Raw genomic sequence first — 21,203 nt, forward strand, 5'->3', positions numbered from 1 at the left:
AGCGCCATGTGGGATTTCCTGCAGCATCTGTCGTTCTGGGATTGGCTGGCACTGGGTACGGTGCTGCTGATTCTCGAGGTTTTCGGCGCTGGCGGTTACCTGTTGTGGATGGGTATCGCCGCGGCTGCCGTGGGCGTGATCAAGTTCCTGGTGCCGCCCCTGGGGCTGGAGTGGCAGCTCCTGTTGTTTGCGCTGCTGTCCATACTGACAGCGGTGTATTGGTGGAAGCGCCAGCGCAGCAGTGCCAAGGTGAGCGACCAACCCGGGCTCAACGAGCGCGGCTCGGAGCTGATCGGTCACACCTTCATGGTGCACCAGGCGATTGTGGATGGACGAGGCAAGGTAAAAGTCGGCGATGGCGTGTGGATGGTGACCGGCCCGGACAGCCCTGTGGGCGCTCAAGTCCGGGTGGTTGGTCAGGACGGCGTAGTGTTGAGGGTTGAAACTGTTTAGTCAGTGAGGGAACTCGGTTGGACTAACTACAATCATAAAGAACAGATAACCCACCCGGAGTCACCCATCATGCGTCTCAAATATGCTGTCGCAACCCTTGCTGTGCTTTCCCTTCCTGTCGGTTCAGCCATGGCCGACAGTTTCTGGCGCAATGTCATCTCGTCGGGCGCCACTACCGGTTCGACGTACCTGACATTCAAAGACCACAAACTGGTGGTCGCTGCACAAGACGATGCAGGCAGCTTTGTCGCCAGCGACGGTGGCATCCGTGGCCCATACCTGGAAGCTGCGATGCAGAAAGTCCGCGCCGACAACCCTGGCCTACAGGCCACGGACATGGAGTTGGCCAACGCCATCCTTGCGAAAAACGCAGTTACCGAGTGATTCGTGCTCGATAAAAAATGCCGCTGTTAACCAGCGGCATTTTTTTGTCTTCCATTCCTACAGTCAATCTCACCGGGGCACTACACAAGCACTCCTGCTTTCACAGCCCAATACAGCAAAGTCCTGTCGAGCCTCATCCGGGTGGGTAACAAGCTAAGGATTCTCGACAGTGGCTGGCGTCTGGAAGGGGAATACACGATGCCGAACAACTCGACATTCAAGTCCTACTGGGCCCCCTTTAATGCCAACGTCAACAGCCTGCATGTCCAGAGCCAACGCTTGATGCTCAATGGCTACAAAGACATCTCGATCAACCCATGGTTGTCGTTCTACGGGATGGCCGGGGTGGGCGTCGCACGTGTTGAAGCCGAAGGCTATCAAACCAATGTGACCCGTCGTTTCGCCAATAACCGCCAGCATAACTTCGCCTATAGCCTAGGCATGGGGCTGGAAGCCAAGGTCACTGACCAGATCACACTGGGCACTGGTTACCGTTACATCGCAATGGGCGATGTTGAAACCGGCTACAACACCTTTGCGAACCGTGTGAACGCCCGGGATGAACAAATCAAAGGCAAGCTCAAGGAGCAGAATGTGTTTCTGGAAGCCCGCTACTCTTTTTGAAGCCTTCACAGAATGCCACTTTTGAAGCGGCATTTTTAACCCGACGGTGACGATTCATTCACGCAGGACAGGCTATATTCAGTCGGACCGTGCAACTATGCCGGCACTGACCGATTTTTCACTCATTACCCCTTTGAAACGGATGCCTTCGTCGTCATGAGCCAACAGCCCTTTCTGCCGTTCTCCAAACCCATCATCGATGAAGCCACCATCTCGGCGGTTGGCGATGTACTGCGCTCGGGCTGGATCACCAGCGGGCCGAAAGTGCAGGCGTTCGAAGCACAGCTGTCGGAATATTTTGGCGGCCGGCCGGTGCGCACATTCAACTCGGGCACCTGCACCATGGAGATCGCGCTGCGCATCGCCGGGATCGGCGCGGGCGATGAAGTCATCACCACGCCAATCTCTTGGGTCGCCACCGCCAACGTAATTCTGGAAGTGGGCGCCACGCCGGTATTTGCCGACATCGACCCGGTCACCCGCAACCTCGACCTGGCCCAGGTAGAAGCCGCGATCACGCCACGTACCAAGGCAATCATCCCGGTGTACCTGGCCGGCCTGCCCCTGGACATGCCGATGCTTTACGCACTGGCCAACAAGTACAACCTGCGCGTCATCGAAGATGCCGCCCAGGCCCTGGGCTCCAGCTGGGATGGCGAGCGCATCGGCGCCACTGGTGACTTCGTATCGTTCAGCTTCCAGGCGAACAAGAATGTCACCTGTTCCGAGGGTGGCTGCCTGGTATTGAACAATGCCGACGAAGCCCGCCTGGCAGAGAAGTATCGCCTGCAAGGCGTAACACGCACCGGTTTCGACGGCTTGGACGTGGATGTACTCGGCGGCAAGTTCAACATGACCGACATCGCCGCCACCATCGGCCTGGGCCAGTTTGCCCACATCGAAGAGATCACTGCCCACCGCCAGAACCTGGCGCGGCACTACTTCAAATGCTTCGGCAGCGACTTCGAAGAGAAATACGGTGCACAGCTGCCGCCGGCGGATTTTGAGAACAGCAACTGGCACCTGTTCCAACTGGTGCTGCCGGAACGCCAGGACGGCCTGCCCGCTCGCGCCACCTTCATGGAGCAGATGCAGGCCCGCGGCGTCGGCATCGGCTATCACTACCCGCCTATCCACCTGTTGAGCCTTTATCGGGCACAGGGGTTCAAGGAAGGCATGTTCCCGGTCGCGGAAAAGGTGGGACGTTTGATCGTGTCGTTGCCGATGTTCACGGCGATGACGGAAGCGGATGTGGAGCGGTCGGTGGAGGCCGTAAAAGCCGTACTCAAACCCTGAGTAGACGCCAATCTGGGAGGGGCTTGCCCCCTCCCAGATTTTTACCCGTGCTTATTCGCCGATGGCGGCTTTGTAGCCGGCAGCATCCAGCAGTTTTTCCAGGTCAGCCGGGTTGCTTGGCTTGAGCTTGAAAATCCAGGCGCCGTAAGGGTCGGAGTTCAACAGCTCAGGACTCCCGCTCAGTTCCTCGTTGACGGCAATCACTTCGCCCGCAACGGGCGCATAAATATCCGAAGCCGCCTTCACCGACTCAACCACACCCGCCTGGCCTTCAGCCTCGAACTGCGCGCCGACTTCCGCCAGCTCAACAAACACCACATCACCCAACGCTTCCTGGGCATGGTCGGAGATACCGACGGTCACAGTGCCGTCAGCTTCCAGACGGGCCCATTCATGACTCTCGGCAAAACGCAGGTCGGCCGGGATATTGCTCATAGTCTGTGTCCTCAAGAAGTAGTGTCAGCGGCCTTTGGCCTGCCGGAAATAGGTTAGATCAAGGTTTTACCATGGCGCACGAAGGTCGGCTTGACCACTCGAACCGGATACCACTTGCCGCGGATTTCCACTTCGGCACGATCAGCTGTCGCCGTCGGTACACGTGCCAGGGCAATGGATTTGCTCAGCGTAGGAGAGAAACTACCACTGGTGATCTCCCCTTCGCCAACATTGGCGATACGAACTACTTGGTGAGCGCGTAAAACACCTCGTTCTTCCAGCACCAACCCGACCAATTTGAATTGCACACCGGCCGCCAACTCGGCTTCCAGCGCGGTACGGCCGATGAAATTGCGCTCGGCCGGTTCCCAGGCAATGCTCCAGGCCATGTTGGCCGCAAGCGGCGAAACATCCTGGTGAATATCCTGGCCATACAGGTTCATGCCCGCTTCAAGGCGCAAGGTATCGCGGGCGCCAAGGCCAATGGGAGAAATGCCCGCGCCCACCAGGTCGTTGAAAAAGCCCGGGGCCTGTTCGGCGGGCAGCACGATTTCCAAACCGTCCTCGCCGGTATAACCGGTGCGTGCGATAAACCAGTCGCCATCGGCCAGGCCTTCAAACGGCTTGAGCTGATGAATCAGGGCGCCGCGGGACTGGGTGACCAACTCGGCGATCTTCTGCCGGGCATGGGGGCCCTGAATGGCGAGCATGGCCAACTCGGACCGCTCGTGCAGTTGCACCCCATAGCCACCCAGTTGCGCCTGCATCCAGGCGATGTCCTGGTCGCGGGTAGCGGCGTTGACCACCAGCCGGTAGCCGCTCTCGGTGCGGTAGACGATCATGTCGTCCACCACGCCGCCCTTTTCGTTGAGCATGGCGCTGTACAACGCACGGCCGCAGCCATGCAAGCGCTCGACATCATTGGCCAGCAGGTGCTGCAGCCATTCCTTAGCCTGGGGGCCGGTGACATCGATCACGGTCATATGAGATACATCGAACACCCCGCAGTCGCGTCGCACCTGATGGTGTTCTTCGACTTGCGAACCATAGTGCAGAGGCATATCCCAACCGCCAAAATCGACCATTTTCGCGCCGAGGGCGAGATGCAGGTCATACAGAGGCGTACGCTGTCCCATGGGTTTCTCCTTCCGGGCTTGGCGAAGGTGCGCAGCGTTGTCGTACGTGCTGAACGCCTTGATTTACAAGGCCGGCAACCACCTACAGCAACCCGGCCAGAAAGGCGGAGCGCACCGAATGCCGCGCATTGTAGCTGCAAGCCGTAGGACTGGCACCTAGCCGATTTGCCGAGCAGAGCGCCGGATCAGCCCGATCACCGGCAACAGGCCGACCAACACCAACGTCAGGGCCGGCAAAGACGCCCGCGCCCACTCGCCTTCGCTGGTCATTTCAAAGATCCGAACGGCCAGAGTGTCCCAGCCGAACGGACGCATCAGCAGGGTCGCGGGCATTTCCTTGAGCACATCGACGAACACCAGCAACGCCGCACTCAACGTCCCCGGTAGCAGCAACGGCAGATACACTTTGCAAAACAGTCGTGGCCCGCTCACGCCAAGACTGCGCGCCGCTTCCGGCAACGAGGGTCGGATTCGCGCCAGGCTGTTTTCCAGCGGCCCGTAGGCGACCGCCAAAAAGCGCACCAGATACGCCAGCACCAGCGCCGACAGGCTGCCCAGCAGCAACGGCTTGCCCGCACCGCCCAGCCAGCCCGACAGCGGCACCACCAGCTCACGGTCCAGGTAGCTGAACGCCAACATGATCGACACCGCCAGCACCGAGCCCGGCAAGGCGTAGCCGACGTTGGCCAGGCTGATGCCGGAGCGAATCGCCCGGGTAGGTGCCAGCCGGTTGGCGAACGCCAGCACCAGCGCCACACTGACGGTTATCAGCGCAGCGATACCGCCCAGGTAGAGCGTATGCACGATCAGGCCCGAATAACGCTCATCCCAGTCGAAGCGACCGCGCTGCCAGAACCAGGCGACCAGTTGCAGCATCGGGATGACAAACGCGCAGGCAAACACCAACCCACACCAACTGCTGGCTGCTGCCGCCTTGAGCCCACGCAGGTGATACAGCGCCTTGCCCCGTGGCCGCTCGTTGCTCGGCCGGCTGGCGCCCCGGGCACGGCGCTCGCCGTACAGCACCAGCATCACCACCAACAGCAACAGGCTGGCCAGTTGCGCCGCACTCGACAGGCTGAAAAAACCGTACCAGGTCTTGTAGATGGCGGTGGTAAAGGTATCGAAGTTGAACACCGAGACCGCGCCGAAATCCGCCAGCGTTTCCATCAGCGCCAACGCCACGCCGGCACCAATCGCCGGCCGCGCCATGGGCAACGCCACGCGCCAGAACGCTTGCCACGGTGACTGCCCCAACACCCGCGCCGCTTCCATCAGGCCCTTGCCCTGGGCGAGGAACGCGGTGCGCGCCAGTAGATAGACATAGGGATAGAACACCAGCACCAACACGGTGATCACGCCGCTGGTGGAACGCACGCGTGGCAGGCGCAGGCCGGTGCCGAACCACTCGCGCAGCAGGGTTTGCACCGGCCCGGAAAAATCCAGCAGGCCGACAAACACAAACGCCAGTACATAGGCCGGAATGGCGAAGGGCAGCATCAGCGCCCAATCCAGCCAGCGCCGCCCGGGGAATTCGCACAGGCTGGTCAGCCAGGCCAGGCTGACCCCAAGCAGGGTCACACCGACGCCGACGCCCAGCACCAGAGTCAGGGTGTTGCCCAGCAGGCGCGGCATCTGGGTTTCCCAGAGGTGGGACCAGATCTGCACATCGATACTCTGCCACGACAGCAACAGCACGCTCAGCGGCAGCAGCACCAGGGCGGCGACGGTGAAAACCGGCAGGTACCAGCGGCGTTGGGCGGGGTGGGCCAAGGAAAAGCTCTCGGAATAATGAAGAATTTGAAGTCGCCGCTAACCAATGTGGGAGCTGGCTTGCCTGCGATAGCATCACCTCGGTATCACTGATACACCGAGGTGATGCTATCGCAGGCAAGCCAGCTCCCACACAAACCAGCTCTCACATTCAGGACTGCGGTGCCTGGCAGATTGTACTTAGTTCCAGCCAGCGCGATCCATCAGGCGGATCGCCTCGGCCTGACGCTTGCCCGCCACTTCCACCGGCAAGGTGTCCGCCACGAACTTGCCCCAGGTCGCCACTTCCGCCGACGGCGGCACTGCCGGGTTGGCCGGGAATTCCTGGTTCACGTCGGCGAAGATCTTCTGCGCCTCAGGCGTGGTCATCCACTCGACCAAGGCCTTGGCGGCTTCCGGGTGCGGCGCGTGCTTGGTCAGGCCGATGCCCGACAGGTTCACATGCACGCCACGGTCGCCCTGGTTCGGCCAGAACAGCTTCACCGCCAGCTTCGGGTTCTGCTTGTGCAGGCGCCCGTAGTAATAGGTGTTGACGATGCCCACGTCGCATTGCCCGGCGTTGATCGCTTCGAGTACGGCGATGTCATCGGAGAACACGTCGGTGGACAGGTTGTTGACCCAACCCTTGACGATTTCTTCGGTCTTGGCCGCGCCATGGGTTTCGATCAGGGTGGCGGTCAGCGACTGGTTGTAGACCTTCTTCGCCGTGCGCAGGCACAGGCGACCTTCCCACTGCTTGTCGGCCAGGGCTTCGTAGGTAGTCAGGTCACCCGGTTTCACCCGGTCAGTGGAATAGGCGATGGTACGGGCACGCAGGCTCAGGCCAGTCCAGGCGTGGTTGGAGGAGCGATACTGCAGGGGGATGTTCTTGTCGATCACCGGCGAGGTGAACGGTTGCAGGATGCCCATTTGCTCGGCCTGCCAGAGGTTGCCGGCATCGACGGTCAGCAGCAGGTCAGCGGTGGCGTTTTCGCCCTCGGCCTTGATGCGTTGCATCAGCGGAGCTTCCTTGTCGGTGATGAACTTCACCTGTACACCGGTCTTCTGGGTGTAGGCGTCGAACACCGGCTTGATCAGTTCGTCGATGCGCGAGGAGTAGACCACCACTTCGTCGGCTGCCTGCACGGTGGTGCTGCCGATCAGGGTGAGTGCCAGGGCAGTCAGGAGGCGCTTGGGTACCAACATGGGTGCGGTCTCTCATTTGCAAAAAGAGCGCAAATGATAAGGACTCACATTTGCCGGCGCTTGCTGGAGGCGTTACCAGATGTTGCATGAGTAGGATTTATAGTGGGGCTGATGGCCTCTTCGCAGGCAAGCCAGCTCCCACAGGGGACCGGGTTTCAAGCTCAGGGTTTTGCCAAATCAGGCAGATCGCCAGTCAGGCCCAAGGCTTGGCGCACGAACACGGCCTTGGCTTCGGGCATCTGGTCGACCATCTTCAGCCCGGCATTGCGCAACCAGCGCAGCGGCAGTTGGTCGGCCTGGAACAACCGCTCGAAGCCCTCCATCGCGGCCATCAACGCCAGGTTGTGCGGCATGCGTCGGCGCTCGTAGCGGCTCAGCACTTTTACATCCGCCAGGCGTTCGCCGCGCTCGGTGGCGGACAACAGCACTTCGGCCAGCGTCGCCGCATCGAGAAAGCCCAGGTTCACGCCCTGCCCCGCCAACGGGTGAATCACGTGGGCTGCGTCGCCGATCAACGCCAGGCCTTCGGCCACGTAGCGTTTGGCGTGGCGCTGGCGCAGCGGCACGCAGACACGCGGGTCGGCGCTGATCACCGTGCCCAGGCGGCCTTCAAAGGCGCGCTCCAATTCACGGCAAAAGCCTTCATCGTCCAGTGCCATCAGGCGCTCGGACTCCGCCGGCGTGGTCGACCAGACGATCGAACACCAGTCCTCTTGCCCATCGCGTACCAGGGGCAAAAACGCCAGCGGCCCGGTGTCGGTGAAACGTTGCCACGCCGTGCGCTGGTGCGGTTGGCTGCTGCGCACGCTGGTGACGATGGCGTTATGCAGGTAATCCCATTCGCGGGTCGCGGTGCCGGTCAGGCGGCGCACGGCGGAGTTGGCGCCGTCGGCCGCCACCACCAGCGGCGCGCGCAACTTGCGACCATCGGCCAGGGTCAGCAGCCAGTCATCGCCGGAGCGGCGCATCTGTTCCAGGCGCGCATTGGCCAGCAGGCCCAGGTCGCAGTCGTGCAGGCGCTCAAGCAAGGCATCCTGGACCACACGGTTTTCGACGATATGCCCAAGCACCTCGGCATGCACGCTGGCCGCCGAGAAGTGGATCTGCCCGGTGCCGCTGCCGTCCCACACCTGCATCTCGCCGTAAGGGCTGGCGCGGCGCTCGACGATGCCGTCCCACACGCCCAGGCGCTCGAGGATGCGCTGGCTGGCGGCCGACAAGGCGCTCACGCGGGGTTCGAACGCCGCGTCGTGAGCGAACGGCTTGACGCTCAGCGGGCTGCCGTCGAGCAGCAACACCTGCAAGCCACTGCCCTGCAACGCCAGCGCCAGGGCGCTTCCGACCATTCCGGCCCCGACAATCAGCACATCTGCGCGCATGTCCATGGTTTAAGCCTGTCTCGCTGGCGGCTTGCGCCGCACGTAAAGGGTTTTGTCGACGCGCGCCACCAGGGTGCCGGCGCCGTCATGAATCTGTACCTTGAGGTGAGGCAAATACTTCTCGCCACCCTCGGTCTGCCGGCGGATTTCATCGAGCAACGTATCGTCGATGGAAAACTCGGCAAACACCGGGCCTTTGCCCGGCGAGATGAAATCGATACTCGCGGCCTTGTCCCAGACGATGTAGTCGCGGCCCAGGTTCTCCATGAGCATCAACATGTAGAAGGGATCGACCATCGAATACAGGCTGCCGCCGAACTGCGTGCCGACATAGTTGCGGTTGTACCAGCCCAGGCCCATGCGCACTTTGACGTGGCGAAAGTCCGCGCTCATCTGCTGCACGCTGACGCCCGCCCCCAGGTACGGCGGGTACAGGGTCATGATCCAACGCAACAAGCGCGCCTTGCCCAGGCGCTCAATCAACCACTTACGCATCGGGACGCGTGCCCAGGCCCATGGCCTGACGGGCGAACCAGCGTTTGGCCGGCGGTAGCAGGTCGAGACCGAGCAGGCCCATGTTGCGGCCCAGGGCGACCAGCGGCTGGGCGCTGCCAAACAGGCGCGTGACCTGGTCGGAGAAGCCCACAGTAAGTTTCTGGTCCAGGCGCTGGCGCTCGCGGTAGCCTTGCAACGTCGCCAGGTCGCCCGGCACCTCAGGCCCGGCCAGCAAGGCTTCGGCCAAGGCGTGGGCGTCCCGCAGGGACAGGTTGAAGCCCTGCCCGGCAATCGGGTGCAGGCTGTGGGCGGCGTTGCCGAGGATCGCCAGGTGGGAGCGCACTTGTTCTTCGGCTTCCACCAGGGTCAACGGATACAGGTGACGTGCGCCAACTTGCTTGAGGGTGCCCAGGCGGTAGCCGAACACGCCCTGCAATTCACTGAGGAAGCTGCGCTCATCGAGGTTCGCCAGGCGCTGGGCGTCCATGCCGATGCGCGTCCACACCAGTGCGCAACGGTTGTCCGGCAGCGGCAGCAAGGCCATCGGGCCTTCATCGGTGAAACGCTCGAAGGCTTCGCCGTTGTGGGCTTCGCTCGGGGTGATGTTGGCGATCAGCGCGCTCTGGTTGTACGGCCGGGTTTTCACGCCGATGCCCAGTTGCTCGCGCAGGCCGGAACGGCCGCCGTCGGCCAGCACGGCGAGGTCGCATTCCAGCACGGTTTCATCGTTGAGGGTCAGGCGATAGCCGTCGGGCAGTGGTTCCATGCGCGTGACTTCAGCCGGGCAGCGCCAGCTGACCACGTCTTTATCCAAACCTTGCCACAGGCATTGGCCGAGCCAGGCGTTTTCGACGACATAACCCAGGGCTGGCACGCCCTCTTCCATGGCAGACAGGCGCGCCGTGGAAAAACGCCCCCGGTCCGACACGTGAATCTGCTTGATCGGCTCGGCGCGACGGGAAATGTCCTGCCACAGGCCCAGGCGCTGATAAATCTGCCGGGCGCCGTAGGACAACGCCGACGAGCGCGCATCGTAGCTCGGCTGGTAGCTGTCGCCCGGCGCGAACGGCTCGATCATCACGATCTTCCAGCCACGCGCCTTGGCCCCGGCCTGCAACGCCAGGGCCAGACTGGCGCCCACCAGGCCACCGCCGATGATCGCGAGGTTGACCCGGCTCATCGGGCAGCCGCCATCAACGCTTCGATCTCGGCGACGGTCTTGGGCACGCCGCCGGTCAGGATTTCACAGCCTTGCTTGGTCACTACCACGTCGTCCTCGATGCGCACGCCAATGCCACGCCATTTCTTTGCCACATTCTGGTTGTCCGGCGAGATGTAGATCCCCGGCTCCACGGTCAATGCCATGCCCACCTCCAGCACGCGCCATTCACCGCCCACCTTGTACTCGCCCACGTCATGCACATCCATGCCCAGCCAGTGGCCGGCGCGGTGCATGTAGAAGGCTTTGTAGGCTTCGCTGGCGATCAACTCGTCGACGTCGCCCTGCAACAAGCCCAGCTTGACCAGCCCGGCAGTGATGACTTGCACCGTCGCCTCGTGGGCCTGGTTCCAATGTTTGTTGGGGGCGATCTGGGCAAAGGCGGCTTCCTGGGAGGCCAGCACAATCTCGTAGACCGCCTTTTGCTCGGGCGAAAACCTGCCGTTGACCGGCCAGGTGCGGGTGATGTCGCTGGCGTAGCAGTCGATCTCGCAACCGGCGTCGATCAGCACCAGATCGCCGTCCTTGAGCACGGCGTCATTCTGCTGGTAATGCAGGATGCAGCTGTTGCGCCCGGCGGCGACGATGGAGCCATAGGCCGGCATCTTTGCGCCGCCCTTGCGGAATTCGTAGTCCAGTTCGGCTTCCAGGCTGAACTCGTGCAAACCGGCGCGGCTGGCCTGCATCGCCCGTACGTGGGCCGCGCAGGAAATCCGTGCCGCCTCGCGCATCACCTTCACTTCCGCCGCCGATTTATACAGGCGCATGTCGTGGAGCAGATGATCCAGCGCAACAAATTCGTTCGGCGGCTGGGCGCCGAGGTGCGCTTTAGAGCGGATCACGTTGATCCACTCCATCAGGTGGCGGTCGAATTCGGCATTGCTGCCCATGGCCGAATACACCCGGTCGCGGCCTTCGATCAGGCCGGGCAGGATGTCGTCGATGTCGGTGATGGGGAACGCGTCGTCGGCGCCAAAGTCGCGGATCGCGCCTTCGGTGCCGGCGCGCAGGCCGTCCCACAATTCGCGTTCAGCGTTGCGTTCGCGGCAGAACAGCACGTACTCGCCATGCAGGCGACCGGGCATCAGCACGATCACCGCCTGGGGTTCGGGGAAACCGCTCAGGTACTGGAAGTCGCTGTCCTGGCGGTAGACATGCTCGACATCACGGTTGCGGATCGCCACGGCGGCGGCCGGCAGGATCGCGATGCTGTTGGGTTCCATCTGCGCCATGAGCGCCTTGCGACGCCGGGTGTATTCCGCTCTGGGGATATGAATCATGGGCAGATGGGCTTCCTTGCTTAGTGCAGCGACGGCTTGGGTGCGGCAGGTTCTGCGGACTTCTTGGTCTCGGTGAACAGCAGCAGCGGCGCGACGCGCAGGTACTCCATGACTTCCATGTAGTCGCCTTCGCCGTCTTCGGACTCTTCCAGGGCGTCTTGTACCTGGGAGATGGCCGCAAGGTCCTGCAACACTTCCTTGGCGTCGGTGCTCAGTTCCAGGCCGCCGGCGTTCACGCCGAAACCGTGGAGGAAGCCCTGGCACCATTGGCCCAGTGCGGCGGCGCGTTCGGTGAGCGGTGCGTCGTCGGTCGGCAGCAGCAGGACCACGGTGACGTCGTCACCGGTCAGCTCGCCCTTGACCATTTCCTGCAGGCCGATCAGCGCGTTGCGCACGTTGTCGGTCGGCTCGGTCTCCAGCAGCTCGGCCACATCGGCCAGCCAGTTGTCGGCATCAAAGCCTACGCCGGTGCAGCTGCGGCCCAGCAACACGCCGTGCAATTCGGCAGGCGAGCATGGGTGACCGCTGGCGCTCAGCAGTTTGGAAAAAGCATCGTACGGGGAGTTCTGAATGGGCATGGTGAGCTAGGCGCCAGACGGCGCAATGTCTAGAATGAAGCGCTGTATCCTAGCACCGGCAGACGTACCAAGACTATCAAGGGCGTCAGATCGTTTATCCTGCAGTTGCCATTCATCAGACAAATCCAGTGGAACCCAATGGAAGACACCGACCTGCAAGCGCTGATGGCCAGACTCGAGTTGCTAATTGATCGGGTCGAGCAACTTAAGAGTCAAAACGGACTCCTACTAGCTCAGGAAAAAACCTGGCGCGAGGAACGCGCTCACCTCATTGAAAAAAACGAAATCGCCCGGCGTAAGGTCGAATCGATGATTTCGCGCCTGAAGGCCCTGGAGCAAGACTCATGAGTTCAAGCAATAGCGTCACCGTGCAGATCCTGGATAAAGAATATTCGATCATCTGTCCCCAGGAAGAGCGCAACAACCTGGTGAGCGCCGCCCGCTACCTGGATGGCAAGATGCGTGAAATCCGCAGCAGCGGCAAAGTCATCGGCGCCGACCGTATCGCCGTGATGGCCGCGCTGAACATCACTCACGATCTGCTGCACAAGCAGGAACGTCCTGATGTGCAGGCCAGCGGCTCGACGCGCGAGCAGGTGCGCGACCTGCTGGAACGTGTGGATCTGGTGCTGTCCAGCGATTCAGACACACCCAAGGGCTGATTGCCGCGACTGTTTAAGGTATACTCGCCCCACTCCCTGGCGTGTTTGCCAGTCGGCGATGTCCCTGAGCCGATTCGCACTACCCTGGAAGTTGCACGTTGGGCTGGTGTGCATGTCCGCTAGACGGAAAGCCTTAAAGCCTACTGCTTCTTCCACCTTGAACTTTCGGGTTCAAGGGCTAAGTCGACAGCGGCTCTGTCGGGGAGCCTGAATTCCCAAACTCAATGCCAGTCTTCGGACTGGCATTGTTTTATGAGCCGAAAACCATGACCGAACCTGCGCCGCTTTCCCGTCCGCAACTTCGACGCATGTTGCGCAAGGCCCGCCGCGAGCTCAGCCCGAGCCAGCAGCGCAAGGCCGCCCACGGCCTCTATCGGCAACTGGCACAGCAGCCGCTGTTTCGCCGGGCCAAACACATTTCCCTGTATCTACCGACGGACGGCGAAATCGACCCGCGCCTGTTGCTGCGTGCCGCCCAGCGCCGGGGCAAGGCCACTTACCTGCCGGTGCTCAGCGCATGGCCACGCACCAAGATGGTGTTCCAGCGCGTGCGGCCTGGGGAAAAGCTACGGCCCAATCGCTTCCGCATCCTCGAGCCACGGGTCAACATCGGCCAACAGCGCAAGGTCTGGGCGCTGGACCTGGTGTTGTTGCCGTTGGTCGGTTTCGATGATGCGGGTGGCCGCCTGGGCATGGGCGGCGGCTTCTACGACCGCAGCCTCGCTTACCTCGCGCGCCGCCAGAGCTGGCGCAAGCCGACGTTGCTGGGCCTGGCCCATGAATGCCAGAAGGTCGAGAAGTTGACGCAGGCGAGCTGGGATGTGCCATTGGCCGGCACCGTCACGGATAAGCAGTGGTATATCGCGCAGACGCCGCAGTAAAAAAAGCGGCGTCTGGAAGAAGGGTCAACGCTTGAACGGTTGCGGCTGTTGCTGAGTCAATTCAACGGGAGCATCGGTCTTGTTGGACCACAAGCTTTGGGCATACCCGGTGGTCACGACGCCCAGACCAAACAAAATAACCAAAATCCATAGTAAATCCGGCTTACGTTGCATCGATTGCCCCCCTTCAGGCACTTCGTACACGATGACAACAACGTTCCTCAGGAGTCCGTTGCGGCGCTGTCAAGCTTAAAAGCGGGCATTCTGCGGTAACGTGAACCAACACGCAAACCTTGACGCCAACCGACTGTCGGTTTGTCATGCAATTGCCCGACAACTTGCCCAATCCCATTTTGAGGAGCGCAAAAATGGCCTACTGGCTGATGAAATCCGAGCCCGATGAACTCTCCATCAAGGGCCTGGAAAAGCTCGGCGAAGCTCGCTGGGATGGGGTCCGCAACTACCAGGCGCGCAATTTCCTGCGCGCCATGGCCGAGGGCGACGAGTTTTTCTTCTACCATTCCAGCTGCCCGGAGCCAGGGATTGCCGGCATCGGAAAAATCATCAAGGCAGCCTACCCGGACCCCACAGCCCTGGAGCCGCAAAGCCACTACTACGACGCCAAGGCCACCCCGGACAAAAATCCGTGGAACGCGATCGACGTCGCCCACGTCAAGACATTCCCCAAGGTGCTGGGCCTGGGCTACCTGAAGCAGCAAACCGCCCTCGCCGAGTTGCCGCTGGTGCAAAAAGGCAGCCGACTGTCGGTGATGCCGGTGACCGCCGAACAATGGGCGGCGGTGCTCGCCCTGGGTTAAACACCCAGAACCCGGCAGTCACGCGCCAGACGCATGCATCTGCACGCCGGGCGGGTTAGGCTGGTGCTTCATTTGACCGGAATCAACCGCCCCTGGGCGCCATCCGGTCAAACTAGGATGCTAATGCCGCAGGAAGCCGCCATGTCGACGAATCACCACACCTCCCGTCTTTTCGCCATCGCACTCATCGCCCTGTTGCTGGGTGCCGGCGGCTTCGGCTATTGGCGCTCCCTCCAGGACCGCCTCCCCGAAGGCCTGAGCATGGGCAACGGGCGCCTGGAATCCACCGAAGTGCAAATCGCCGCCAAGATCCCCGGGCGCCTGGCCGAGGTGCGCGTGGACGAAGGCGACAAGGTGCTCAAAGGCCAACTGCTCGCACGCATGGACACCCGCACCCTCGAGGCCCAACGCGCCCAGGCCGAGGCCGAAGTGCTGCGCGCCAAGGAAAACTTCGCCGCCGCCGAGGCCAATGTGCAACTGCGCCAAAGCGAGCAGTTGCTGGCCAACCAGGAACTCAAGCGTACCCAGGAGCTGTACAAGCGCGGCTTCGCCAGCAGCCAACTGATCGACCAGCAGCAAGCCCGGCAGAACACCGGCAACGCCGCGGTGATCGCCGCGCAAGCCCAAGTCAACTCGGTGAAGGCCGCCATCGGTGCGGCCCAGGCCCAAGTCGCCCAGCTCAACAGCGAGATCGACGACAGCAGCCTGCGCGCGCCCATCGACGGGATCATCCAACTGCGCCTGGCCGAGCCCGGCGAAGTGCTTGGCGCGGGCGGACGTGTGCTGCTGTTGATCGATCCGAATGACCAGTACATGAACCTCTACCTGCCCGCCTCCGTCACCGGTCGCCTGACCGTCGGCAGCGACGCGGGCATCCTGCTCGATGCCCTGCCCCAGCAACCGCTGCCGGCCAAGATCAGCTTTGTCGCCGCCAAATCCCAGTTCACGCCCAAGGAAGTGGAAACCCGCGACGAGCGCCAGAAACTGGTGTTCCGCGTCAAACTGCGCCTGACCCAACCCGACGCCGTGCCCCAAGCCAAACCGGGCATGCCCGGCGCCGGTTACGTGCGCACGGCAGACATCGCCTGGCCGGCCAACCTGCAATGACCGGCCTGGCGCTGCACGCCAGCGGGATCAGCCATCGCTACGGCAAACAACAGGCTTTGCTCGACATCGCCTTCAGCCTGCCCGCCGGAACGCGCTGCGGCTTGATCGGCCCGGACGGCGCAGGCAAGTCGAGCCTGCTGGGGTTGATCGCCGGGGTCAAAAAGCTCCAGGCAGGCCAGCTAGAGGTGCTTGGCGGCTCGATCCAGGACCGGCGCCACCGCAACAGCCTCTACCCGCGCATCGCCTTCATGCCCCAAGGGCTGGGCGGCAACCTGTACCCCGAGCTGTCGATCAGCGAAAACATCCGTTTCTTCGCCACGCTGTTCGGCCTGTCCAGAGCCGACTGCGACCAGCGCATGCACAACCTGCTGCTGGCCACTGACCTCGCACGCTTCGCCGAACGCCCGGCGGGCAAGCTGTCCGGCGGGATGAAGCAGAAGCTCGGCCTGTGCTGCGCGCTGATCCACGACCCGGACCTGCTGATCCTCGACGAACCCACCACCGGCGTCGATCCGCTGTCGCGCCGACGCTTCTGGGAGCTGGTAGAAACCGTACGCAGCGAGCGCCCGCAGCTGACGTTGCTGGTGGCGACGGCCTACATGGAAGAAGCCGAACAATTCGAACATTGCCTGATGCTCGATCGCGGCAAACTGATCGCCGACGGCCTGAGCAGCGAACTGGCCGCCGCCACACCCAGTGGCAAACTGGATGAGGCCTTCACCCACTTCCAGGGCGACAGCGCCCACGACAACCAACCGCTGCTGATCCCACCCCGGGAAAGCGCCAACACCGACATCGCCATCGAAGCCCACGACTTGACCCTGCGTTTCGGTGATTTCACCGCGGTGAACAAGGTCAGCTTCGCCATCGGCCGTGGCGAGATTTTCGGTTTCCTCGGTTCCAACGGTTGCGGCAAGACCACCACCATGAAGGTGCTGACCGGGCTGATGCCGGCCACCGAAGGCAGCGCGAAGTTGCTGGGCAACCCGGTGAATGCCAAGGACCTGGCCACCCGCAAGCGCGTGGGGTTCATGTCGCAGAGTTTCTCGCTGTATGGCGAACTCAGCGTGCGCCAGAACCTGGTACTGCACGCGCAGTTGTTCGACCTGAACCCGGCCGAGAGCGGGCCGCGGATCGACGAGTTGATCCAGCGTTTCGACCTCGGTGATGTCGCCGAGCAACCCTCCGGCGAACTGCCCCTGGGCCTGCGCCAGCGCCTGTCATTGGCGGTGGCGGTGCTGCATCGCCCGGAAGTGCTGATCCTCGACGAGCCGACCTCGGGCGTCGATCCGGCGGCGCGGGATGACTTCTGGCGGCTGCTGATCGAGTTGTCCCGCGAACAGGGCGTGACCATCTTTCTGTCCACCCACTTTATGAACGAAGCCCAGCGCTGCGACCGCATTTCCTTGATGCACGCGGGCAAGGTGCTGGCCTGCGACACGCCGCACGCGCTGCAACAGCAGTTCCACGGCGACACCCTCGAAGCTGCCTTCGTCACCTGCCTGGAACAGGCCCAGGGCGAACCCGAGCCGACTGCGCCCACCGCCACGGTCAGCGAAACCGCGGCGCCGCCGGTGAGCAAGCGCGGTTTCAGCCTGGCGCGCTTGTTGGCCGTGGCCAGCCGCGAAGGCAAGGAACTGCTGCGCGACAAGGTGCGCATGGCCTTCGCCCTGCTCGGCGCGATGTTCATGATGGTGATCTTCGGCTACGGCATTTCCCTGGATGTGGAAAACCTCGCCTTCGCCGTCTATGACCAAGACCAGACCCCGCAGAGTCGCGCCTACCTGGAGGCGTTCCGCAGCTCGCGGTACTTCGAGGAGCAACCGGCGATTCAGGATTCGAGCGAACTGCACCGGCGCCTGCAACGCTCGGAAATCAAACTGGCCCTGGAGATCCCCCCCGGTTTTGGCCGCGACCTCTACGCCGGTCGCCAACCCACCGTGGCCGCCTGGCTCGACGGCGGCATGCCGTTTCGTGCGGAAACCAGCCGCAACTATGTAGAAGCCGTGCACCAGGCCAACCTCCAGCAACTGGGCGAACTGAGCAGCCGGCCACAAAACACCCCGGCAGCGGCCAAACTGGAAACGCGCTTTCGCTATAACCAGGACGTGGTCAGCGTAAACGCCATCGGCCCCGGCGTAATGGCGCTGATCCTGGCGTTTATTCCGGCGATGCTCACCGCCCTCGGCATCGTGCGTGAAAAGGAGCTGGGCTCGATCACCAACTTCTACGCCACGCCGCTCACACGCCTGGAGTTCCTGCTGGGCAAACAGGCGCCGTACCTGGCCGTCAGCCTGATCAACCTGGCGCTGCTGGTGGCGATGAACCGCTGGCTGTTCGGCGTGCCATTCAAGGGCAGCGGCCTGACGTTGGCGTTCGGCGGCCTGCTGTATGTGCTGGCCACCACCGGCATGGGCCTGCTGATTTCCGCGTTCACCCGCACCCAGATCGCCGCGATCCTCGGCACCATGATCATCACCAGCCTGCCGACTATCCAGTTTTCCGGGCTGATCGTGCCGCGTTCGTCCCTGGAAGGCGCCGCCGCGCTGATGGGCATGCTGTTTCCGGCGGGGCATTTCCTCGACATTGCGGTAGGCACCTTTACCAAGGCCCTGGACCTGCGCCAGCTGTGGCCGCAGTGCCTGGCGCTGTTCGGGTTTTTCGTCGGGTTCACCGGGTTGAGCCTGATCATGCTCAAGAAGCAGGAGGCCTGATGCACAAGTTCGCGCACATCCTGCGCCTGGGTCTGAAGGAACTCACCAGCCTGCGCCACGACAGCGTCTTGCTGCTGTTCCTGTTCTACGCCTTCACCGTAGCCATCTATATGCCCGCCGCCGGTTCGGTGATTGGCGTACACAACGCCAGTGTGGCGTTTATCGACGAAGACCACAGCACGCTCTCGCGGCAGATGGCCGAAGCGCTGCAGCCACCCGAGTTTCAAGCGCCTGTGCCATTAGCCTATGACCAGTTGGACAAGGTCATGGACAGCGGCGCGTATACCTTCGTCATCAATGTGCCGGCGAATTTCCAGGCCGACCTGCTGGCCGGTCGCCAACCCGGCGTGCAGGTGAATGTGGACGCCACGGCGATGAGCCAGGCGTTTATGGGCGCGGGCTACATCGGGCGGATTTTCCAGCGTGAGCTGCTGGCCTATAGCGGGCAGACCGCTGCCGCGAGCAACACGCCGGCCCTGCTGACCACCCGCGCGCTGTTCAACACCAACCTGGAAGGCGGCTGGTTTCTGGCGGTGATCCAGATCGTCAACAACATCACCATCCTCGCCGTCGTGCTCACCGGCACTGCGCTGCTGCGGGAACGCGAGCACGGCACCCTCGACCATTTGCTGGTGCTGCCGCTGACCGCGCTGGAGATCATGCTGGCAAAAATCTGGAGCAACATGCTGGTGGTGGTGTTGTGCACCTGGGTGTCGCTGGAGGTGGTGGTCAAGGGTTTGCTCGGCGTACCGCTGGCGGGGTCGCTGGGGTTGTTCCTGTTTGTCACGGCGCTGTATCTGTTTGCCAGCACCGCACTGGGGATCTTTCTCGCCACACTGGCCCGTTCGACGCCGCAATTTGGCTTGCTGGCGATTCCGGTGATTATCCCGATGCTGTTGTTGTCCGGCGGCAGTACGCCGTTGGACAGCATGCCCGAGTGGTTGCAATGGGTGATGCAGGCATCGCCCTCGACGCATTTTGTGAGCCTGAGCGCGGCGATTCTGTTTCGGGATGCGGGGGTGGGTGTGGTGTGGCCGGACTTGCTGGCGCTGGCGGGGATCGGGTTGGTGTTTTTTGCGGTGGCGCGGGGACGGTTCAGGAAGAGTTTGGCGTCCTGAGGTGACTGTCAGGGCCTCTTCACGAGCAAGCCCGCTCCCACAGTTGACCGCGTTTCAACATGAGAATGCGGTCAACTGTGGGAGCGGGCTTGCGCGCGAATGGCGCGAAGCGCCCGGGTTACTGAATGATCAGGTTGTTGAACAACAGATCTTCCACCACTGGCTTGCCCGTCTCATCGTTCATCACTTGCTGAGTCTGCTTCAACGCTTCCTGGCGCAGTTTCTCTTTGCCTTCGACGGTGCTCATGGTCTCGTTGGTCTGCTGGGTGAACAGCGCCACCAGTTGATTACGGATCAACGCATCGTTGGCTTTGACCGCCGCGGCCGCCTCGGTGCCGGTCACGCGCAGGGCGATGTCGGCCTTGTACACCTTCAGCTTGGCGGTGCCGTCCAGGCCATAGTTGCCGACGAACGGTGGCGTCAGGCTGATATAGCTGACTTTCGGCGCCTCGCCTTCTTTCGCTTCCTGGGCCTGGGCTGCCATCGGCAAGATCAGGGCCAGCATCAACAGGATCCACGCTTTCACAGTTCATTCCTCACATTCGGTTGCGCGCTAGCATAACGCTAGCAACGCTCAGCACAAGCTTATGGCGACGTATCAGGCACGAGCATGCTCGTTGACCCCCAGACGCACCCTTCTACACTTATCGGCCACGACGCCCAAAGGAATAGTCCGATGAAAGCTGTGCTGTGCAAAGCCTTCGGCCCTGCCGAAACCCTGGTGCTGGAAGATGTCGCAAGCCCAGCGATCAAGAAAAACGAGATCCTGCTGGACGTGCATGCTGCCGGGGTCAACTTCCCGGACACCTTGATCATCGAGGGCAAGTACCAGTTCAAGCCGCCCTTTCCGTTCTCGCCGGGTGGCGAAGCGGCGGGTGTGGTCAGTGAAGTCGGCGAGAAGGTCAGCCACCTGAAGGTTGGCGACCGGGTCATGGCCCTGACCGGCTGGGGCAGCTTTGCCGAGCAGGTCGCGGTGCCGGGCTACAACGTGCTGCCGATCCCGCCGAGCATGGACTTCAACACCGCCGCCGCCTTCAGCATGACCTACGGCACCTCGATGCACGCGCTCAAACAGCGCGGCCACCTGCAACCCGGGGAAACCCTGCTGGTACTCGGCGCCTCCGGTGGCGTGGGCCTGGCGGCGGTGGAAATCGGCAAGGCCATGGGCGCCCGTGTGATCGCGGCGGCCAGCAGCGCCGACAAACTCGCAGTGGCAAAAGCCGCCGGTGCCGATGAGTTGATCAACTACAGCGAAACCAGCCTGAAGGATGAGATCAAGCGCCTCACCGACGGCAACGGCGCGGATGTGATCTACGACCCGGTGGGTGGCGACCTGTTTGACCAGGCCATCCGCAGCATCGCCTGGAACGGCCGCTTGCTGGTGGTGGGGTTTGCCAGCGGGCGCATCCCGGAGCTGCCGGTGAACCTGGCGCTGCTCAAGGGCGCGGCGGTGGTCGGGGTGTTCTGGGGCTCGTTCGCCCAGCGCCAGCCGCAAGACAATGCCGCGAATTTCCAGCAGCTGTTCACTTGGTATGGCGAGGGCAAGTTGAAGCCGTTGGTGTCGCAGGTGTATCCGCTGGAACAGGCGGCGCAGGCGATCAATGACCTGGGGCAGCGCCGGGCTGTCGGGAAAGTCGTCGTCCAAACCCGCTAACCCACTTGAAAT

At 62.4% G+C, this 21,203-nt stretch carries 23 protein-coding genes and 1 other RNA gene; 13 read left to right on the top strand and 11 right to left on the bottom strand.

What is annotated here, in order from left to right:
• Positions 1–6: 6 nt before the first annotated feature.
• From LIY36_RS01590 to LIY36_RS01605, 4 genes are all read left to right on the top strand, one after another.
• On the top strand, positions 7–453 hold the full coding sequence (locus LIY36_RS01590) for an NfeD family protein (protein WP_192297914.1): 447 nt from the start codon (positions 7–9) through the stop codon (positions 451–453).
• 69 nt (positions 454–522) lie between these two features.
• Positions 523–837: a DUF2388 domain-containing protein gene (locus LIY36_RS01595; RefSeq protein WP_003176799.1), complete on the top strand. Its 315-nt coding sequence runs from the start codon at positions 523–525 to the stop codon at positions 835–837.
• A gap of 123 nt (positions 838–960) precedes the next feature.
• Positions 961–1,461, top strand: a complete 501-nt coding sequence (locus LIY36_RS01600) for an outer membrane protein (RefSeq protein ID WP_268945274.1) — start codon at positions 961–963, stop codon at positions 1,459–1,461.
• Positions 1,462–1,617: 156 nt separating this feature from the next.
• Positions 1,618–2,757, top strand: coding sequence for a DegT/DnrJ/EryC1/StrS family aminotransferase (locus LIY36_RS01605; protein ID WP_226454611.1), 1,140 nt, complete (start codon positions 1,618–1,620; stop codon positions 2,755–2,757).
• A gap of 51 nt (positions 2,758–2,808) precedes the next feature.
• Here LIY36_RS01605 and gcvH read toward each other — a convergent pair whose 3' ends face one another.
• The 9 genes from gcvH to LIY36_RS01650 all read right to left on the bottom strand — a co-directional run bounded on the left by gcvH (position 2,809) and on the right by LIY36_RS01650 (position 12,237).
• Positions 2,809–3,192, bottom strand: a complete 384-nt coding sequence (gene gcvH, locus LIY36_RS01610; protein WP_192297917.1) for a glycine cleavage system protein GcvH — start codon at positions 3,190–3,192, stop codon at positions 2,809–2,811.
• A 53-nt stretch (positions 3,193–3,245) separates the two neighbouring features.
• Positions 3,246–4,328 (bottom strand): glycine cleavage system aminomethyltransferase GcvT, encoded by a 1,083-nt coding sequence (gene gcvT, locus LIY36_RS01615; RefSeq protein ID WP_226454612.1) that lies wholly within the window; start codon positions 4,326–4,328, stop codon positions 3,246–3,248.
• Between the two features lie 156 nt (positions 4,329–4,484).
• Positions 4,485–6,101, bottom strand: coding sequence for an ABC transporter permease (locus tag LIY36_RS01620; RefSeq protein WP_226454613.1), 1,617 nt, complete (start codon positions 6,099–6,101; stop codon positions 4,485–4,487).
• A 180-nt stretch (positions 6,102–6,281) separates the two neighbouring features.
• Positions 6,282–7,286: an extracellular solute-binding protein gene (locus LIY36_RS01625; RefSeq protein WP_226454614.1), complete on the bottom strand. Its 1,005-nt coding sequence runs from the start codon at positions 7,284–7,286 to the stop codon at positions 6,282–6,284.
• Between the two features lie 161 nt (positions 7,287–7,447).
• A complete protein-coding gene (locus LIY36_RS01630) occupies positions 7,448–8,665 on the bottom strand; it encodes a 2-octaprenyl-3-methyl-6-methoxy-1,4-benzoquinol hydroxylase (protein ID WP_226454824.1) in 1,218 nt (405 codons plus the stop codon).
• A gap of 9 nt (positions 8,666–8,674) precedes the next feature.
• Entirely contained in the window at positions 8,675–9,160 is a 486-nt protein-coding gene (locus tag LIY36_RS01635; protein WP_226454615.1) for a DUF4442 domain-containing protein, read from the bottom strand.
• Complete coding sequence (gene ubiH, locus LIY36_RS01640; protein ID WP_192297922.1) at positions 9,153–10,340, bottom strand: 2-octaprenyl-6-methoxyphenyl hydroxylase; 1,188 nt, start codon at positions 10,338–10,340, stop codon at positions 9,153–9,155. The genes LIY36_RS01635 and ubiH overlap by 8 nt, the downstream gene beginning before the upstream one ends.
• Positions 10,337–11,659, bottom strand: coding sequence for a Xaa-Pro aminopeptidase (gene pepP / locus LIY36_RS01645; protein WP_192297923.1), 1,323 nt, complete (start codon positions 11,657–11,659; stop codon positions 10,337–10,339). The genes ubiH and pepP overlap by 4 nt, the downstream gene beginning before the upstream one ends.
• Before the next feature lie 20 nt (positions 11,660–11,679).
• Positions 11,680–12,237, bottom strand: a complete 558-nt coding sequence (locus LIY36_RS01650; protein WP_058426458.1) for a YecA/YgfB family protein — start codon at positions 12,235–12,237, stop codon at positions 11,680–11,682.
• Between the two features lie 138 nt (positions 12,238–12,375).
• On the opposite strand from LIY36_RS01650, the gene LIY36_RS01655 reads away from it, so the two are divergent.
• The 4 genes from LIY36_RS01655 (at position 12,376) to LIY36_RS01670 (ending at position 13,780) form a co-directional block, all read left to right on the top strand.
• Entirely contained in the window at positions 12,376–12,585 is a 210-nt protein-coding gene (locus tag LIY36_RS01655; RefSeq protein WP_003177365.1) for a TIGR02449 family protein, read from the top strand.
• The gene (locus tag LIY36_RS01660; RefSeq protein ID WP_159937738.1) at positions 12,582–12,899 is read left to right on the top strand and encodes a cell division protein ZapA; all 318 of its coding nucleotides are present in this window, start codon (positions 12,582–12,584) and stop codon (positions 12,897–12,899) included. The genes LIY36_RS01655 and LIY36_RS01660 overlap by 4 nt, the downstream gene beginning before the upstream one ends.
• Before the next feature lie 30 nt (positions 12,900–12,929).
• A non-coding RNA gene (gene ssrS / locus LIY36_RS01665) (6S RNA) lies at positions 12,930–13,108 on the top strand.
• 57 nt (positions 13,109–13,165) lie between these two features.
• On the top strand, positions 13,166–13,780 hold the full coding sequence (locus LIY36_RS01670) for a 5-formyltetrahydrofolate cyclo-ligase (RefSeq protein ID WP_226454616.1): 615 nt from the start codon (positions 13,166–13,168) through the stop codon (positions 13,778–13,780).
• Positions 13,781–13,804: 24 nt separating this feature from the next.
• Here the strand turns inward: LIY36_RS01670 and LIY36_RS01675 are convergent, their stop codons facing one another.
• Positions 13,805–13,954 carry a hypothetical protein gene (locus LIY36_RS01675; protein WP_092355790.1) on the bottom strand — a complete coding sequence of 50 codons (150 nt, stop codon included), beginning with the start codon at positions 13,952–13,954 and terminating at the stop codon, positions 13,805–13,807.
• 194 nt (positions 13,955–14,148) lie between these two features.
• Here LIY36_RS01675 and LIY36_RS01680 point away from each other — a divergent pair, with 194 nt between their 5' ends.
• From LIY36_RS01680 to LIY36_RS01695, 4 genes are all read left to right on the top strand, one after another.
• Positions 14,149–14,598, top strand: a complete 450-nt coding sequence (locus LIY36_RS01680; RefSeq protein ID WP_226454617.1) for an EVE domain-containing protein — start codon at positions 14,149–14,151, stop codon at positions 14,596–14,598.
• Positions 14,599–14,739: 141 nt separating this feature from the next.
• Positions 14,740–15,705, top strand: coding sequence for an HlyD family secretion protein (locus LIY36_RS01685; protein ID WP_226454618.1), 966 nt, complete (start codon positions 14,740–14,742; stop codon positions 15,703–15,705).
• Positions 15,702–18,419, top strand: coding sequence for a ribosome-associated ATPase/putative transporter RbbA (gene rbbA / locus LIY36_RS01690; protein ID WP_226454619.1), 2,718 nt, complete (start codon positions 15,702–15,704; stop codon positions 18,417–18,419). Before LIY36_RS01685 ends, rbbA begins: the two co-directional genes overlap by 4 nt.
• Complete coding sequence (locus LIY36_RS01695; protein ID WP_226454620.1) at positions 18,419–19,537, top strand: ABC transporter permease; 1,119 nt, start codon at positions 18,419–18,421, stop codon at positions 19,535–19,537. Before rbbA ends, LIY36_RS01695 begins: the two co-directional genes overlap by 1 nt.
• A 118-nt stretch (positions 19,538–19,655) precedes the next feature.
• Here the strand turns inward: LIY36_RS01695 and LIY36_RS01700 are convergent, their stop codons facing one another.
• Complete coding sequence (locus LIY36_RS01700) at positions 19,656–20,063, bottom strand: flagellar basal body-associated protein FliL (RefSeq protein ID WP_226454621.1); 408 nt, start codon at positions 20,061–20,063, stop codon at positions 19,656–19,658.
• Positions 20,064–20,213: 150 nt separating this feature from the next.
• On the opposite strand from LIY36_RS01700, the gene LIY36_RS01705 reads away from it, so the two are divergent.
• Complete coding sequence (locus tag LIY36_RS01705) at positions 20,214–21,191, top strand: NADPH:quinone oxidoreductase family protein (protein ID WP_226454622.1); 978 nt, start codon at positions 20,214–20,216, stop codon at positions 21,189–21,191.
• The last annotated feature ends 12 nt before the right edge of the window (positions 21,192–21,203 follow it).

The organism is Pseudomonas sp. AF03-9 (assembly GCF_020515815.1).
Lineage (GTDB): Bacteria > Pseudomonadota > Gammaproteobacteria > Pseudomonadales > Pseudomonadaceae > Aquipseudomonas.